Annotated in this window: 14 protein-coding genes; 9 read left to right on the top strand and 5 right to left on the bottom strand. The window is 71.1% G+C overall.

Annotated features, from left to right (window positions below; translation table 11 throughout):
- Positions 1–88 precede the first annotated feature (88 nt).
- Positions 89–970, bottom strand: coding sequence for an NAD(P)-dependent oxidoreductase (locus tag ACZ52C_RS10825; RefSeq protein ID WP_469074393.1), 882 nt, complete (start codon positions 968–970; stop codon positions 89–91).
- 98 nt (positions 971–1068) lie between these two features.
- Between ACZ52C_RS10825 and ACZ52C_RS10830 the strand changes: the two genes are divergently transcribed.
- The 3 genes from ACZ52C_RS10830 (at position 1069) to ACZ52C_RS10840 (ending at position 5101) form a co-directional block, all read left to right on the top strand.
- Positions 1069–1407, top strand: coding sequence for a winged helix-turn-helix transcriptional regulator (locus ACZ52C_RS10830; protein ID WP_469074394.1), 339 nt, complete (start codon positions 1069–1071; stop codon positions 1405–1407).
- Positions 1408–1712: 305 nt separating this feature from the next.
- The gene (locus ACZ52C_RS10835; RefSeq protein WP_469074395.1) at positions 1713–3713 is read left to right on the top strand and encodes an RICIN domain-containing protein; all 2001 of its coding nucleotides are present in this window, start codon (positions 1713–1715) and stop codon (positions 3711–3713) included.
- Entirely contained in the window at positions 3710–5101 is a 1392-nt protein-coding gene (locus ACZ52C_RS10840) for a glycoside hydrolase family 43 protein (protein WP_469074396.1), read from the top strand. Before ACZ52C_RS10835 ends, ACZ52C_RS10840 begins: the two co-directional genes overlap by 4 nt.
- Positions 5102–5128: 27 nt before the next feature.
- Here the strand turns inward: ACZ52C_RS10840 and ACZ52C_RS10845 are convergent, their stop codons facing one another.
- A complete protein-coding gene (locus tag ACZ52C_RS10845) occupies positions 5129–5710 on the bottom strand; it encodes a DM13 domain-containing protein (RefSeq protein ID WP_469074397.1) in 582 nt (193 codons plus the stop codon).
- A gap of 175 nt (positions 5711–5885) precedes the next feature.
- Between ACZ52C_RS10845 and ACZ52C_RS10850 the strand changes: the two genes are divergently transcribed.
- Positions 5886–6554, top strand: coding sequence for a hypothetical protein (locus ACZ52C_RS10850; protein WP_469074398.1), 669 nt, complete (start codon positions 5886–5888; stop codon positions 6552–6554).
- 222 nt (positions 6555–6776) lie between these two features.
- On the opposite strand, the gene ACZ52C_RS10855 is transcribed toward ACZ52C_RS10850, so the two are convergent.
- On the bottom strand, positions 6777–7145 hold the full coding sequence (locus ACZ52C_RS10855; RefSeq protein ID WP_469074399.1) for a hypothetical protein: 369 nt from the start codon (positions 7143–7145) through the stop codon (positions 6777–6779).
- Between the two features lie 165 nt (positions 7146–7310).
- On the opposite strand from ACZ52C_RS10855, the gene ACZ52C_RS10860 reads away from it, so the two are divergent.
- Positions 7311–7781: a DUF6174 domain-containing protein gene (locus tag ACZ52C_RS10860; RefSeq protein ID WP_469074400.1), complete on the top strand. Its 471-nt coding sequence runs from the start codon at positions 7311–7313 to the stop codon at positions 7779–7781.
- On the opposite strand, the gene ACZ52C_RS10865 is transcribed toward ACZ52C_RS10860, so the two are convergent.
- Positions 7763–8197 carry a hypothetical protein gene (locus ACZ52C_RS10865; RefSeq protein WP_469074401.1) on the bottom strand — a complete coding sequence of 145 codons (435 nt, stop codon included), beginning with the start codon at positions 8195–8197 and terminating at the stop codon, positions 7763–7765. The genes ACZ52C_RS10860 and ACZ52C_RS10865 overlap by 19 nt on opposite strands.
- 156 nt (positions 8198–8353) lie before the next feature.
- Between ACZ52C_RS10865 and ACZ52C_RS10870 the strand changes: the two genes are divergently transcribed.
- A complete protein-coding gene (locus tag ACZ52C_RS10870; RefSeq protein WP_469074402.1) occupies positions 8354–8920 on the top strand; it encodes a Uma2 family endonuclease in 567 nt (188 codons plus the stop codon).
- Positions 8921–9168: 248 nt separating this feature from the next.
- Here ACZ52C_RS10870 and ACZ52C_RS10875 read toward each other — a convergent pair whose 3' ends face one another.
- Positions 9169–10101, bottom strand: coding sequence for an LAETG motif-containing sortase-dependent surface protein (locus ACZ52C_RS10875; protein WP_469074403.1), 933 nt, complete (start codon positions 10099–10101; stop codon positions 9169–9171).
- A gap of 501 nt (positions 10102–10602) precedes the next feature.
- Between ACZ52C_RS10875 and ACZ52C_RS10880 the strand changes: the two genes are divergently transcribed.
- The 3 genes from ACZ52C_RS10880 (at position 10603) to ACZ52C_RS10890 (ending at position 15311) form a co-directional block, all read left to right on the top strand.
- A complete protein-coding gene (locus tag ACZ52C_RS10880) occupies positions 10603–11583 on the top strand; it encodes an ATP-binding protein (protein ID WP_469074404.1) in 981 nt (326 codons plus the stop codon).
- A gap of 28 nt (positions 11584–11611) precedes the next feature.
- Positions 11612–12004 carry an SCO5389 family protein gene (locus ACZ52C_RS10885; RefSeq protein ID WP_469074405.1) on the top strand — a complete coding sequence of 131 codons (393 nt, stop codon included), beginning with the start codon at positions 11612–11614 and terminating at the stop codon, positions 12002–12004.
- 469 nt (positions 12005–12473) lie between these two features.
- Positions 12474–15311 (top strand): SpoIIE family protein phosphatase, encoded by a 2838-nt coding sequence (locus ACZ52C_RS10890; RefSeq protein WP_469074406.1) that lies wholly within the window; start codon positions 12474–12476, stop codon positions 15309–15311.
- Positions 15312–15722 lie beyond the last annotated feature (411 nt).

The raw sequence follows: 15722 nt of genomic DNA on the forward strand, positions 1-15722 counted from the left end.
ACACGACCGGACGTTCGACCGGGCCCTCCCGGCCGAGCGTCCGGTCGTCCCTCCCTGGCGCCGTTCGCTCCCCGCCCCCGTGCGCCGGTCATCGCACCAGCAGGTCGATCATCCCCGTCGGGCCCTCCTCGCCGTCGCCCTCGGCCAGGGTGCGGCGCATCAGCGCGAAGTAGGGGGCGAGCAACTCGGGGCTGACGCCCTGCTGTTCGGCGGTGGCCAGGAAGGTCGGTATGCCGGCCACCTGCATGGCCAGGCTGGAGTCGGCGCCCGTGGTGTGGTCGCCGCCGCGCAATTGCTCGGCGGTCCGGTGCACGGCGGGGGCCATCGCGACGAGCCAGTCCGCGAGCAGCGGCGCGAACGACGCCGGGTCGATGTCCTCCTTCCGGATCAGGGCGAAGGCGTGCTCGGCCCCGGCGAACATGCCATACATCGCACTGAGCAGGGCCACGTCGTGCAGGGCCGCGAAGCCCGCGTCCTCGCCGACGTAGGTGGTGCCGACCGGGACGCCCAGGGTCGCCCTGTGCCGCTCGAACAGCTGCCGCGAGCCGCTGTAGAAAACGTAGCCACCGGCCTCGGGGACGCCGACCATCGGAGGGACGGCCATGATGCCGCCGTCCAGGTAACGGGCGCCCCGACCATGGGCCCACTCGGCGCGGGCGCGAGCCTCGGCAGGAGTGCTGGTGGTCAGGTTCACCAGGTCGCGGCCGGTGAGGTCGACATCGGCCAGTGTCTTGTCCACCGAGGCGTCGTCCAACAGGCAGACGACGACGAGGCTGTTCGCCGCGACCGCCTCGGCGGCGCTGTCCGCGACCGTCGCGCCCTCGGCGGCGAGCACCGCGGAACGGGCCGGGGTGCGGTTCCAGACGGTGAGCGGATGGCCGGCGGCCAGCCACGCGCGGGCCAGCGCCGTGCCCATCGCGCCGAGGCCCAGCAAGGTGACGGCGGTCTTCTCGGAAGGGTTCTGTGTCATGCCGAACAGGCTGGTCACGGGCGCGAGATCGATCAAGTACGTACTTCGGAGTGGGTGGTTACCCTGAGGTGAGCATGCACGTCGGAGGGGTGGGGGACATGGCGACGCTGAACCGGCCGGGCGCACCGGACGGGCACATCTGCGGGATCGACACCGCGATGGAGGTGATCGGCGGCAGGTGGAAGGTCCTGATCCTGTGGGCGCTGCACGAGCAGCCCAGTCGCCGGTTCGGTGAGCTGCGCCGGCTGCTTCCGGGCGTCAGCGAGAAGGTGCTGGCCTCCCATCTGCGCGAGATGGAGACGGACGGGATCGTGCGTCGCGTCTCCTACGACGAGGTGCCGCCCCGCGTCGAGTACTCGCTGACCGAGGACGGGACGCGCCTCAACACCGCGCTCGAACCGCTGGCCTCCTGGGTCCGGGAGCGGTCGACGCGGTAGGTGACCCGGCGCCTCGCGCGCCCGCGCGTCCCTGTGAACCGCTGTGCGTCGGCGAAGCTCAGGGCCGTCGGGCGCAGGAACGTGATCGTGATGCCACCCACGCGTGAACGGGTGGGAAGGTGACGGGCCGCAGGGGCTGACCCCCGTCTGCCCCTCGGCGCCGGGGCGATGTGACCGGTTCAAAAACCGCCCGTGTCACACCCGTTGACTTCCGCCCCCTCCGGCTCTAGTTTCGGCCAGCCGATACGTTCGGCGAGCCGATCCTTGTTCGAGATATCGACGGCGATATCCATCGAAGGAGCCGCATGTACCCCCCTCCCCGCACCGACTCCGCCACGCTCGGGCGCCGCTGCAGATCCGCCGCCGTACGCGCCCTCGCCCTGGCGACGACCGCGACGGCCGCCCTGCTCTTCGCCCAGCCGACGACCGCGCCGGCGTCACCCGTCACCGAACTCGACGCCGCTACCGTAGCGGTGACGGACCGTCAGATACCTGTGCCCGAAGCCCCGATGGGCTGGGCCTCCTGGAACGCCTTCGCCGCGAAGGTCGACTACAACGTGATCAAGCAGCAGGTCGACGCGTTCGTCGCGGCCGGGCTGCCCGAGGCCGGCTACGAGTACATCAACATCGACGAGGGCTGGTGGCAGGGCACGCGCGACAGCGCGGGCAACATCACCATCGACGAGGCCGAGTGGCCCGGCGGCATGAAGGCCATCGCCGACTACATCCACAGCAAGGGCCTGAAGGCGGGCATCTACACCGACGCCGGCAAGGACGGCTGCGGCTACTACTTCCCCACCGGCCGCCCGGCCGCTCCCGGCAGCGGCAGCGAGGGCCACTACGTCCAGGACATGACGCAGTTCTCGAAGTGGGGCTTCGACTTCGTGAAGGTCGACTGGTGCGGCGGCGACGCCGAGGGCCTCGACCCGAAGACGACCTACCAGGCGATCAGCGACGCCGTCGCCACCGCGACCGCCACCACCGGCCGCCCCCTCACCCTCTCCCTGTGCAACTGGGGCTACTCCAACCCCTGGAACTGGGCGCCGGGCATGGGCCCGATGTGGCGGACGAACACGGACATCTTCTACCACGGCCAGGGCCTGACGTACGCGGGCATGCTGACCAACTACGACCGGAACGTGCACCCCACGGCCCAGCACACCGGCTACTACAACGACCCCGACATGCTGATGATCGGCATGGGCCTCACCGCCGCCCAGGACCGCACCCACATGAACCTGTGGGCGATCTCCGGCGCCCCGCTGCTCGCCGGCAACGACCTCTCGACCATGACCGCCGCCACGGCGAACATCCTCAAGAACCCCGAGGTCATCGCCGTCGACCAGGACCCCCGCGGCCTCCAGGGCGTCAAGGTCGCCGAGGACACCACCGGTCTCCAGGTGTACGGCAAGGTCCTCTCCGGCAGCGGCAACCGCGCGGTCGTCCTGCTCAACCGCACCTCCACCACGCAGAACATGACCGTCCGCTGGTCCGACCTCGGTCTGACGAACGCCTCCGCGACCGTCCGTGACCTGTGGAGCCGTACCGACGTCGGTACGCCCGGCACGAGTTACACCACCAGCGTCCCGGCCGGCGCCTCCGTGATGCTCACGGTCAAGGACGGCACCGAGCAGGCGTCGAGCACGTACACCGGCACGTCGAGCTTCTCCGGCGTGGTCGCCGGGAACACCGGCCTGAAGACGGTCGACGTCTCCTACACCAACAACACCTCCACGGCCCGCGTCGGCACCCTCACCGTCAACGGCCAGACCTCCACGAAGGTCTCCTTCCCGCCGACCGGCTCCTCCCCCGGCACCATCTCCGTCGCCATGTCGCTCACCAAGGGCAGCGCGAACACGATCACCTTCTCCGGCGCCCCGACCCTCGAAGGCATCGTCGTACGGCCGCTGCCGGGCACCAACGGCACCGTGCTCACCGGCACGGGCTCCGGCCGCTGCGCCGACATCAACGACAACACGATCACCAACGGCACCGACGCCCAGCTGTGGGACTGCTCCGGCGGGCAGAACCAGGTCTGGCAGTACACCTCCCGCAAGGAACTCGTCGTGTACGGCAACAAGTGCCTCGACGCCTGGGACCGCGGCACCTCCAACGGCACCCGCGTCGTCATCTGGGACTGCCACGGCGGCACCAACCAGCAGTGGAACGTGAACGCCGACGGCACGATCGTCAACGTCAACTCCGGCCTCTGCCTGGACGCCTACAACGCCGCGACCACCAACGGCACGAAGCTCGTCCTGTGGTCCTGCAACGGCCAGAACAACCAGAAGTGGAGCCGGGCATGAGCGACATGACCAGCGGCCTCTCCCGCCGCATGTTCCTCGGCACGGCGGCGACCGTGCCGCTGGCCGCCACCGGAGTGCTCACCCTCGGCGCCGGCACGGCCCACGCCGCCGACTCCGCGTACGCGATGGTCTACTTCACCGAGTCGAACACGATGCTGGAGGCCGACTACGGCCTGCATCTGGCCGTCAGCCAGGACGGCCTGAACTGGACCCCGCTGAACCAGAACGCCCCCCTGGTCACCCCGACCCAGGGCGCCGGCGGCCTGCGCGACCCGTTCCTGATGCGCAAGCAGGACGGCACGTTCGTCGTCCTGGCGACGGACCTCAAGGGCACCGACTGGAACTACAACAGCACGTACATCCATGTCTGGGACTCCACGGACCTGCGGACCTTCACCGGCTACCGGCGGCTGAAGCTCCACGACATGACCAGCACCCACAGCTGGGCGCCGGAGGCCTACTGGGACGCCTCACGCGGCCAGTACGGCATCCTCTACTCCTCCGTGAACAGCAGCGGCCACAACGTGATCATGGTCAGCTACACCACGGACTTCGTCACGTCGACCAACCCCCAGGTCTTCTTCGACCCGGGCTACGACATCATCGACGGCAACCTCACGGTCGGCGTCAACGGCGTCAACTACCTCTACTACAAGGTCAACCAGACCCTGGTCGGCGCCCGCTCCACCACCCTCAACCCGGGCAGCTTCACCCCGTTCAGCACGGGCGTCGCGCACGGCGGCACCGAAGCCCCCACGGTGGTGAAGTCCCTGACGTCCTCCGCCTGGTACCTCTGGGGGGACACCTACACCCCCAACGGCGTCTTCTACGTCTGGCAGTCGGGCGACCTCGCCTCCGGCACCTGGACGGCCCTCGACCAGAAGCTCTACACCCAGCCGCTCAACTCCAAGCACTGCGGCATCCACCCGATCACGTCGACGGAGTACACCAACCTGCTGGCCAAGTGGGGCGCCCCCACCTGGAACCGCCTGAAGTCGTACAACTTCCCGTCGCGCTACGTCCGCCACAGCTCCTACGTGGGCCGTATCGACGAGTACCCCTTCGACCCGTTCACCGACTCCCAGTGGAAGCTGGTCCCGGGCCTGGCGGACTCCTCGGCGGTCTCCTTCCAGTCCGTGAACTTCCCGACCCGCTACCTGCGCCACTACAACTACGCGCTCCGCCTCGACGCGAACGACGGCACGTCGACGTTCGCCGCGGACGCCACGTTCACCCGCGTCGCCGGCCTCGCCGACTCGACATGGTCCTCGTTCCGCTCGTACAACAACCCGACCCGCTACATCCGGCACAGCGACTACCTGCTCCGCATCGACCCGATCTCGACGGCGACGGAGCGGGCGGACGCGACGTTCCGGGTGGGCTACTGACACCCATGCCCCGGCTGGTCCGGAGCCTCAGCGGCCCCGGACCAGCTCGGCCGCACCGAACGACACGTTGAAGCGGTCGCACCAGATGGTGACGCTGCCGAAGTCACCGGGATCGACACCGCCGGGCACCCGGTAGTTCTGGTCCCCCTTGTTGCCCTTCAGCCCGCCGAGGCTGACGTGGTCGTACGCGTCGTCGTCGAAGAGATGCCAGCCGTCCTTCCCCTCCTTCACCGGCGCGTCGCTCAGCCACACCCGCAGATCGGGCCCGTTGCTGGTGTCGAAGTCCTCCAGCCGAACGACGTACGACCCGTCCGCGAGCCGCAACAGCCGGATGTCCCCGGAGGTCGCGTGCTCGTGGCTGAGGAACTCACCGCGGGCGACGGTCTGTGTCTCTGTCCCTGTCCCTGTCTCCGTCTGTTGCGCGGACGGTGGTGCGGACGCCGAGACCGACACCGTTGGCGATGCCGACGGCAGCGTTTCTCGCACGGTCTCGTCCGTCCACAGCTTCCACGGCTGGAACCAGTAGAGCCCGAGGCCGGCCACCACGACTCCCACCACCAGGATCGCGATCACCACCGGCTTGGTCAGTGTCCGCCGCAGTCGCCCCATGGCCCGGTCCTCCTCGTCGGTCTTCGTCGGCCTCGATTCAACTCCGGTACGGGGAGAAGGCGAAACCAGCGGACCGAAGGGGGCGGATCGAACGTTCAGGCGGGCCCCTGCGTCTCAGTACCGATCGTGCGATCGTGCGATCGTGCGGTCGGACGAGCGGAAGGCGGAGGGTCTCATGGGGGAGCCGGACAAGCGCGGGTGGACCCGGACCTGGACGTGGACCAGGACCTGGAGCGGCTCGGGCACCCGTACCCGTGGCGGAGCCGCCGCAGCCGTGCTGGGCGCCGTCGTCGTGCTCGGCGGCATCCAGGGATCGGCGGCCGGCGCCCAGACGGTGGAGGCCGTGTCGAATCCGTCGAGGACCTGCCACGGCACCCAGCCGAAGGGCAGCCTCGCCGGTCACGCGAGGTACGGCGTCCCTGAGGACACGCCGCTCGAACGCACCCTGAGCTACGTGGACGAACTGGCCACCGGCCGCCACGCCTCGATCTACACGGGCATGGCCGTGGACGAGGACTCGACCTCCCTGGACGTCTACCGCATCCCCTCGCCGCCCTTCGACAAGGCCGTCTGCGAAGCCGCCGAGCAGGGCGTGACCGTGCGCCTCCACGACCGCGACATCAACGAGAAGGACCTCAACGCCCTCCTCGACCGCGTCAGCGAGGACATGAGCCGCTGGGACGGCACCTTCGCCCTGCGCGAGGTCGGCCTGGACGGCACCGGCTTCGTCCACGTCGGCGTGGACGACCCCGAGACCGCCGAACCGATCCTCCGCGAGGCGTACGGCGAGCGGAACGCCAAGTACCTCCGCGTCGAGTACGCCCCGCAGGCGCACTTGCTCTGACCGGCCGCGACCGAGGATGCAACGACCTTGAAGATCCGCTATAGTTGATCTCGAGCCGCTCACCGGAAAACGAAATCCCGGTAGCACTCGATGCGTTGGTGGTCCAAGGAAAGACGCCCCGCTTCCTGCGGGGAAATGCAGGTGCAAGGCCTGCCCGGCGCTCCAGAGAACGAGCCCCGCTTCACAACACGTGAAGCGGGGCTCGTCGCGTTGAGGTGTCCCCTAGCCCCTCTGCCGCTGCCGCCCCAGCAACAGGGCTCCCCCGGCCACCACCACCGCCGCCCCCACCGCCCCGGCGGCCATGAAGCCTCCGTCGGAGCGCCACGACAGCACCGACCAGCGTGAGTGCGCGGAGAACAGGGACCCCGTACTCAGCCACGAGCCGGTCGAGATCAGTGACAGCGCGGACCCGATCGAGCCGACGGACAGGGCGCTCCCGATCGAACCGATCGACAGGACCGACCCGACGGACCCCACGGAGAGCACCGACCCGACGGACCCGATCGACAGCACGGAGTCCTGGGACCACAGCGACAGCACGGAACCGGAGGGGGAGGCGGACCGCATGGTTTGAGTGGACGGCTTGGTCATACCGCCATCCTGCCCGTGACGTTCTCCCGGGCGGAGCCTTCCCGCGACGACGGCCGGAAACCGTGTCGCTCGGCCGGGCTCGGCATCGGGGACTCGACCGATCCGGCGAACGTTGTCGCCCCGTCCGGCGTCCCAGTGGTGACCGTCCACGAAGGGGCCACCGCCATGCCGACCACCGCTGCCGTACGACTCCGTCCCCGCGCGCTGTCCGTCGTCGCGACGGCGGGGGCGTTGATGTGGGCGATCTCAGGGTGCGGAGAGGAACCGGCGGCTACGACGAAGCCTTCGGCGCCCGCATGGAAGGAACCGGCGTCCTACACCTACACGCTGAGGTCGACGGAGGGCGAGCGGCCATTGATCGGGACGTTCGAGGTGACGGTCCGGGACGGGAAGGTCGTGCGGGCCGTCGGGCTCGACGACAGCGGGCGGCAAGTGGTCGACCGGACGCCGCACCACGTCCCCACCATCGCGGACCTGTTGCGGGAGGCGGAGGCGGCCCGCGAGGAGGGTGCCGACAAGGTGGACGTCTCGTACGCGTCGGACGGCCGCCCGGTCACCCTCGCCATCGACTGGGAGGAGAACGGGATCGACGACGAGGCGGCGTACGCCCTCAGCGACTACGAGGCGCTCGGCTGACCCAGGTCCCGGACCGTGCCGCCCACCTTGGCCTTCAGCTTCTTGAGCACGGCGGGCTTGGCGGAGATGGCCCAGCGGGGGCCGACGAGGTACTTGCCGCCGTACATCGCGGCCGACTCCAGCCAGACCTCCTTCAGCTCGTCCTTGGGGAAGGTCGTGATGAGGTAGTCCCCCGCACCGGTCTGGCACACGCCCTCGCGCAGTTCCTCGGCCTCGGTCCGGATCTTCACCTCGCACCCGGTGAGCTCGGCGATCACCTCGACCCTGGCCGGCGCGACGACCGCGGCGACCGGGCTGGACTCCTCACCCGCCTTGCCCGAGCCCTTGTCACCACCGCCCCCGCTACAGGCCGCCACCAGGGGCAGGACAGCCAGCCCCGCAGCCAACCCGACCCCCCGCGCCAGCTTCCTCATCACGCCGGATCTCCGTTCCTTCTCCGCACCGAGAGCACTCGCCAAGGGATACGTGGAAACGCGGCCGGTTGCTCAGGTCAGCCTGCCGGAAGGATGGCAGACAGTACGCTGGATGCCGCGGGGAATCGGGCCCGCAGCACAGTGTCCGGGAGGTGCTTCATGACGGCCGAGATGGTGGCCCCGGCGTGGATGCATGAGCAGATCACGGCGCAGGTGTACGACTCCTGGTCGGAGGAACAGTGCGCCGGCATCGAGATCGTGGACGGGATGGTCGTCGTGAGCCCGAGTGCGTCCAAGCGGCACAACCGGCTGGCCCGCATTCTGGCGAACGCGCTGGATGCCGCCGCGGGCCCGGAGTGGAATGCCGACACCGACTTCGACGTCCGGCTTCAGGACGTCCCTCTCACCAATCGCCGCCCGGACGTCGTCGTGTACCGCGCAGACACGATCGACATCACCCCCACCCGCCCTGAGCACGTGCTGCTGGTCGCTGAGGTGGTCTCGCCGGGCTCGGAGACCACCGACCGGATCGTGAAGGTCGACCAGTACGCCAAGGCGGGCATCGCCTTCTACTGGCGGATCGAGCAGGCCGCGACAGGCGTTCCTCTCGTCTACACCTACGTTCTCGACCCCGCGACAAAGACCTACCGCGACGGAGACGTGTTCACCGGTGTCATCAAGGTAGCGGCCCCCTTCCCGGTGGAGATCGACCTCGGCCAGCTCTGACCGCACGCTGTTCGGCAGTTCTCTGACCAGGTGCAACAGCACCCGCGCGACAGCGTCGGGCACCCCCGGCAAGGATGCGACCCAGCCAGATCCCGCAGGTCCTCGCCGCCCCGGGCTCTGACGCCAAGTTCACACCGGACCACGTCGACGTGCGCCGACCCGTGTCCGCGCGCATGAAGCGGCGCCCGGACCTGGCAGAGGCCGGGCGCCGCGTCAGTGGGCCGGTGGGACGAAGAGCTATGGGGCCGTCACGCGCCCGTGCCGCCCGTGCCCCTGCGGCGGGTCACGATGAAGATCGCGCCGCCCGCCGCCACCAGGCCCGCCGCGCCGATGGCGATCGGGATGGCGTTGCCGCCGCCCGTCTCGGCGAGGTCGCCGGGCTCACCGCCGTTGGGGGACGGGGCGACCGGGGTGGAGTCCGAGGGGGACGGGGAGGGGGACGACTCGGTCTTCGGGGTGTCGTCGGCGGGCGGGTTCTCGTCGGCCGGGGGCTTCTCGTCGGCCGGGGGCTTCTCGTCCGCCGGGGGCTTCTCCTCCGCGGGCGGCTGCTCCTCGGCCGGCGGCTGCTCCGTCGTGCAGTCCTTCGTGCCGCCGTTCCAGGCCGCGATCAGCTTGTCCTTGATGACCGGGCGGTCCGGGCCCTTGGGGACGTCGCCGTGCTCGAAGCCGTCCTTCGCGTCGAGCTTGCCGTCGAACTTCACGGCGCCCCGGTAGAGGTCGATCTGGGCGTAGCAGCCCGCGTCGGGGACGGCGATGTCGAGGGAGTCCGTCGCGCCCTTCTTGACCGTGACCGTGTCGAAGTCGACGAAGACCTGCTCGCCGGAGGTGGCGAAGGTCGGGCCGTGGGCGAGGTAGGAGGCCAGGGAGACCGTGCAGGTCGTGGCGTCGGAGGCGGCGCGGACCTTGATGTGGACCTTGCCGTCGTCGCTGGGCTTGAGGTTCTGGTCGTCGAGCTTGACCCAGTCGGCGAACGTCACGCCGTCCAGCGAGAACTCGCAGCGGTCGGTCTCGGTGGCCGTGCCCGCGCCCTGGCCGGGGGCATAGCTCTTCTTGCCCCAGCCGTCGCCGCCGCCGGGTGTGTCATGGGCGAACGCCGGGCCGGAGACCGCCGCGCTCAGCGCAAGAGCGGCGATGCCCGTCCCCACCAGGCGGCTCACGATGACACGTCTCGCTATGGACATGCAGATCCCATTCTCGAACTCGGAACGTCGTACGTACGAGACCCCGGGCGCGGCGGCGGCACGACAGCACAGGGCTGCCGGTAGCCGCGCCGGGGGTGAGTGGTCGAAGAAAACACCGGGCTCAGGGGTCACTTGAGCCACAGGGTGGGGACATCGTTTACCAAGGGGTAGGGGCTGTCAACCTCGGGAAACGCCGGTCGGCGCGGGCGCCGGACGGGCCGTCAGACACAAGTGCCCCACGTGCGGGGCACATATGGGACACAAAGGGAATCAGTCCCTCCGGGGAACCATCGAGCGGCCATCGGGAGACCATGCGGTCCTCACGAGCACACCAAGAGCAGACCTCCACCGCAAAGGGTTCACCAACTCACCTCTTTGCCCAGAGGAGTTGATAGAGGACGGATTTGACAAGCCGCCCGCCGCTCCGGAATCTACGTTCATGACATCCATTTTCATTATCGGCGTCAAGGGTGCCGCCGAGGGCGAGCGGGGTGACGGTCCATGCGTGTGGCCTTCGTAGGCAAGGGCGGCAGCGGCAAGACGACGCTCTCCGCGCTCTTCGCCCGGCACCTCGCCCGGACCGGCGCGCCCCTCGTGGCGATCGACGGTGACATCAACCAGCACCTCGCGCACGCGCTCGGCCTCGACGAGCACGCGGACTTCGGTGCCCCGCCGCTGAGTTCGCGCACCGGCGAGATCAAGGACCTGCTGCGCGGCACCAACCCGCGGATCGTCTCGCGGGAGGCGATGGTCAAGACGACCCCGCCGGGCCGCGGGTCCCGCCTGCTGCGGCTCCTCGGCGACGACGACCTGCACTCCCGGCACGTCGAGCGCGTGGGCGACGTGCCGCTCATGGTCACCGGCGCGTTCGACGAGAGCGACCTCGGGGTCGCCTGCTACCACTCCAAGCTCGGCGCGGTGGAGCTGTACCTCAACCATCTCGTCGACGGGCCCGGCGAGTACGTCGTCGTCGACATGACCGCCGGCGCCGACGCCTTCGCCTCCGGGCTCTTCACCCGGTTCGACATGACCTTCCTGGTCGCGGAACCGACCCGGAAGAGCGTCTCCGTCTACCGCCAGTACCGGGAGCACGCCGCCGAGTTCGGCATCCCGATCGCGGTGGTCGGCAACAAGGTCTCCGGCGAGGACGACCTGCTCTTCCTCAAGGAGTACGTCGGCGACGACCTGTTGGCGTACTGCGTGCAGTCGTCGTACGTCCGCGCGCAGGAACAGGGGCGGCCGCAGGGCGAGTTGGAGGCGCACAACCTGCACGCGCTGACCCAGCTGAAGGACGCCGTCGACGCCCGCACCAAGGACTGGGCCACGTTCCAGCGCCACGCCGTCGAGTTCCACCTCCGCAACGCCGCCGCCTGGGCCAACGACGCCACCGGGCACGACCTGGCCGCCCAGGTGGACCCCGGGTTCCGCCACGGACCTCAGGCGCTTGCCGCCGGGGCCACCGCCCCCTCCATAGCTCCCTAGTCCCCCTCTGATCAGAACAGGACCATCCATGTCGCTCGACGTCTCCCCGCAGCTGCTCGCCGATGCCGAGAAGGGCGAGGTGCGGGAGGAGGAGTTCGTGGAAACGGTGCGTACGTCGCTGCCGTACGCCTACGAGCTCATCGCCTCGCTCGCCGGTGAACTGCGGGCGGGGACCGCACCCTTCGCCGACAACCAGACTCCGCCGCCCTCGGAGAAGGAGCGGGGCCAGCTGCTGCGGGCGCTGTCCAGCGACGCGATCCGGGGGAGCCTGGAGCGGCACTTCGGGGTGGCGCTCGCCTTCCAGAACTGCCACCGGGTGGCGGTCTTCCCGCCGGAGGCACGGGGCGGCGAGACGTACACCCGCTTCACGTCGCTGCGGTCCCAGATCCTGAACCAGTCGCCGGAGTTCCGCGACTGCTGAACGCCGGACGGCCGATCCGCGCCGGCCGATCGCGACCCGCCGCTCGGCTGCCCGGCGTGGGATGGGCCTGAACCGGCTGTCGACCGCTCCCTCCGCACCCCTCTCGCGGAGGGGGCGGTCGATTCTGTACGTGGGGGCTCGGGGGGCGTACGGGGGCGCGTTACCGGCGTATGGCTGCATCGGAGGGCGGGAGCCGGTACGGGCGTGTGGGTGGCTGGGGGCCGGTCGTGTGGGCGGCTTCGTCCCTATCGCGCCGTATCCCGCCCGATCGTGAACGGTCCTGGCGGGCTCGGCGGGGGCGGTCGGGTGCCTGGTGGGGGCTCGGCGGAGCCGTGAGGGGTCTGGTGCGTGCCGGTCCGTGCGCCATGGCGTGCGGTCCTGCGTGTGCGCCGTCACAAGTTGGCCTGCCTGCGATCACACAAGGTGAATAATGGGGCCTGAGGGCGTCTCAGCGACAGAGAGGGTCGCCGTGGGGACCGACAGGGACAGTGCCGTTTCCCGTCAGCGCTTCGACGTGGCCGACGCCGCGCCGTTGCTGATCGACGCGGACGGGTTCGTGACGAGTTGGACCCGGGACGCCGAGCTGCTGTTCGGGTATCCGGCGGCCGAGATCCTGGGCCGCAGCGTCCGTACGCTCCTGGTCGACGAGGACGGCGAACGCATCGGCGCACTGGCCGAGACCCATCGCGCCCTCGGCGGCTGGTCCGGCATCCTCACCGCCCGCCACCGCGACGGCCACCCCCTCAAGGTGATGGTCCGCGTCGTCCCCACCCGCGAGGCACCGCCCGCCGCGCCGGGTGAGGCGGGAAGCGGAGCGGCGGGCGGGCGCGTACCCGTTCGGGAGGGCCATGGCCGGTCGGCCGCCGGCGACGCCGGGGGCCCGCCCAAGCCCGCGCCGCCACGGACCGCGCCGCCACGGACCGCGCCGCCACGGACCGCGGCACCGGTGGCGCAGGGAGCCCCTCAGCCCCCCGCGTCACCCGCGGGGTACGCCGGGCGCGTCCGGCCGGCCGCCCAGCACTCCGGTGGTCCCACGGCCCGGCAGGCGGCCCCGGCCGCCGGCTCCCCGCCTCCTGCCGCGTCCCCCTCCGCCCGTCTGCCCTTCTCTCCCTCCCCGTCCTCCCCCGTACGCCCCTCGCCGTCCGCGCCCCCTCCCCCCGCCGCCCCCCTCAGGCCCGCCCACTGGGTCGCTCTCGTGTCCGATGCCACGCGAGCGCCCGGCTGGGACATGAGTCGGACCGTGCTGGAGCGGATGACCACGTGGTCGCCGGTCGGGATCGCGATCGTGGACACGGAGCTGCGGTTCGTGTGGTCGAACGCGGCGTTGGAGCGGTTCGGCGGCGGCCGGGCGCACGAGAGGGTGGGGCTGCGGCTCGCGGAGGTGCAGCCCGGGCTGGACGCCGAGCGCATCGAGGCGCAGATGCGGAAGGTGCTGGAGACGGGCGTCCCGGTGCTGGACTACGAGCACGTGGGCCGGGTGCGCTCCGCGCCGTACCGCGAGACCGCGCACGCGATGTCGTTCACCCGGCTGGAGGACGACCACGGGCGGCCCATCGGCGTGTACTACACGGTGGTCGACGTGTCGGAGCGGCACCGCGCCCGCACCCGGCTCGCCCTGCTGGACCGCGCCGGTGAGCACATCGGCCGCACCCTCGACGTACGGCGGACCGCGCAGGAGCTGGCGGATGTGGTCGTACCGGCGCTTGCCGACTTCGTGACCGTGGACCTGCTGGACTCGGTGCTGCGCGGCGCCGAGCCGGGTCCCCTCGGCGACGGTTCCGTCCCGCTGCGGCGGGTCGCCCAGCAGTCCGTGCACGACGGGGTGCCGGAGGCGGTCCTGGAGGTCGGCGCGGTCGCCGCGTACACGGCCGGATCGCCCCCCGTGCGGGCGCTGGTCGACGGCCGTTCGTGGTCCGAGCCGCGGCTGGACCCCCTGTCGGCGGAGTGGGCGAGTGCGGTCCCGGGCGGGCGGACGGTGCCCGCGGAGGCGCTCGGACTGCACAGTGTGATGATCGTGCCGGTGCGGGCGCGCGGTATCACGCTCGGCATCACCACGTTCTTCCGCCGCGACCGGCTGGACCCCTTCGACGCGGTCGACCTCGGCCTCGCCGAGGAACTGGTCGGCCGGGCCGCCGTCTGCGTCGACAACGCCCGCCGGTACACGCGCGAGCGCGACGCCGCCCTCGTCCTCCAGCGCAGCCTGCTGCCGCGCCGGCTGCCCGAGCAGGACGCGGCCGAGGTCGCCGTCCGCTACCGGCCCGCCGACGAACTGACCGGTCTCGGCGGCGACTGGTACGACGTCATCCCGCTCTCCGGCGCCCGTGTCGCGCTCGTCGTCGGCGAGGTCGCCGGGCACGGTATCGACGGCGCCGCCGCCATGGGCCGCCTCCGTACGGCCGTACGCACCCTCGCCGACCTCGACCTGCCGCCGGACGAGGTGCTGGCCCACCTCGACGACATGGTGGCGAAGTCGGCGCGGCAGGAGGGTGCCGAGCCGGGCGGGGGCAGCGGGCAGACGGTCGGGGCGCGCTGTCTGTACGTGGTCCACGACCCGGTGTCGGGCCGGTGCGCCATGGCCGCGGCGGGGCCGTTCGCCCCGGCGCTGGTCGACCCGGACGGCAGGGTCACCTTCCCCGGGCTGCCCGAGGGGCCCGCGCTCGGTGTCGGCCAGCAGCCGTTCGAGGCGCTGGAGCTGGACCTTCCCGAGGGCACGGTGATCGCCCTGCACACCGACGGGCTGCTCGCCGGGGCCTCGCGGGAGGTGCTGTGCCGTGCCCTGGCCCGGCCCGAGCCCTCCCTCGAACGGCACGCCCAGCGGGTGCTGGACTCCCTCGCGCCGGCCCGCCCCACCGACGACGTCGCCCTTCTGCTGGCCCGCACCCGGCGCCTGCCCGCGCACCGGGTGGCGTCCTGGGAGCTGCCGGCGGACCCGGCGCTGGTCGCGGAGGCCCGCAAGACCACCACGCGGCAGCTCGGGGCGTGGGGGCTGGACGAGTTGGCGTTCACGACCGAACTGATCGTCAGCGAGCTGGTCACCAACGCGATCCGGCACGCCGCCGGGCCCATCCGGCTGCGGCTGGTGCTCGAACGCACCCTGATCTGCGAGGTGTTCGACGGCGGCGCCACCGCGCCCCACCTGCGCCACCCGCGCACCACCGACGAGGGCGGCCGCGGCCTGTTCCTCATCTCCCAGTTCACCCAACGCTGGGGCACCCGCTTCCTCCCGGAGGGCAAGGTCATCTGGGCGGAACAGCCCCTGACGGACCCGACACCTCAAGAGCCGACGACAACAGACCGGCCCGGCTGACCGCCGAGTTCCGAACCGCCGGGGAGCAGGGAGACCGCCGGGGGCCGTGGGGCGCCGAGGGGTCGCTCGGTCGGCGGTGCGCGCGGGCGGGCCGGCGAGTCCACACGTCAGCTGCACGGCGGAACACCGGCGCGACGGCACGACAGAAAGACAGCCGACCGGCGCGGCGGCACGCCATGTCACCGGTCCACCGGGCCGGCCAGGCAGCCACGCGGCAGGTCAGCACGTCGGCGGGCCGCAGCGCGGCGAGTCGAACGATGCGGCCGCTCTGGACGGCGGCACGCCCCCGCGCCGCGAAGCGCCGGCCCGGCGGCCGGCAGACCACCAGCAGGACGGCGCAGCCACGGTGGTCTACCCGTAATCGCGGTCGTACGCCATGTGGGGACCTCTTCCGGGGGCCGTTCGGGTGGA

This window comes from Streptomyces sp. NPDC034049, assembly GCF_055575575.1.

Bases quoted from the DNA above. Each gene is read 5' to 3' on its own strand.
- ACZ52C_RS10880 (WP_469074404.1), top strand. From the start codon at position 10,603: ATGCGTGTGGCCTTCGTAGGCAAGGGCGGCAGCGGCAAGACGACGCTC.
- ACZ52C_RS10840 (WP_469074396.1), top strand. From the start codon at position 3,710: ATGAGCGACATGACCAGCGGCCTCTCCCGCCGCATGTTCCTCGGCACG.
- ACZ52C_RS10875 (WP_469074403.1), bottom strand. From the start codon at position 10,101: ATGTCCATAGCGAGACGTGTCATCGTGAGCCGCCTGGTGGGGACGGGC.
- ACZ52C_RS10855 (WP_469074399.1), bottom strand. From the start codon at position 7,145: ATGACCAAGCCGTCCACTCAAACCATGCGGTCCGCCTCCCCCTCCGGT.
- ACZ52C_RS10835 (WP_469074395.1), top strand. From the start codon at position 1,713: ATGTACCCCCCTCCCCGCACCGACTCCGCCACGCTCGGGCGCCGCTGC.
- ACZ52C_RS10885 (WP_469074405.1), top strand. From the start codon at position 11,612: ATGTCGCTCGACGTCTCCCCGCAGCTGCTCGCCGATGCCGAGAAGGGC.
- ACZ52C_RS10845 (WP_469074397.1), bottom strand. From the start codon at position 5,710: ATGGGGCGACTGCGGCGGACACTGACCAAGCCGGTGGTGATCGCGATC.
- ACZ52C_RS10830 (WP_469074394.1), top strand. From the start codon at position 1,069: ATGGCGACGCTGAACCGGCCGGGCGCACCGGACGGGCACATCTGCGGG.
- ACZ52C_RS10825 (WP_469074393.1), bottom strand. From the start codon at position 970: ATGACACAGAACCCTTCCGAGAAGACCGCCGTCACCTTGCTGGGCCTC.
- ACZ52C_RS10870 (WP_469074402.1), top strand. From the start codon at position 8,354: ATGACGGCCGAGATGGTGGCCCCGGCGTGGATGCATGAGCAGATCACG.
- ACZ52C_RS10860 (WP_469074400.1), top strand. From the start codon at position 7,311: ATGCCGACCACCGCTGCCGTACGACTCCGTCCCCGCGCGCTGTCCGTC.
- ACZ52C_RS10850 (WP_469074398.1), top strand. From the start codon at position 5,886: ATGGGGGAGCCGGACAAGCGCGGGTGGACCCGGACCTGGACGTGGACC.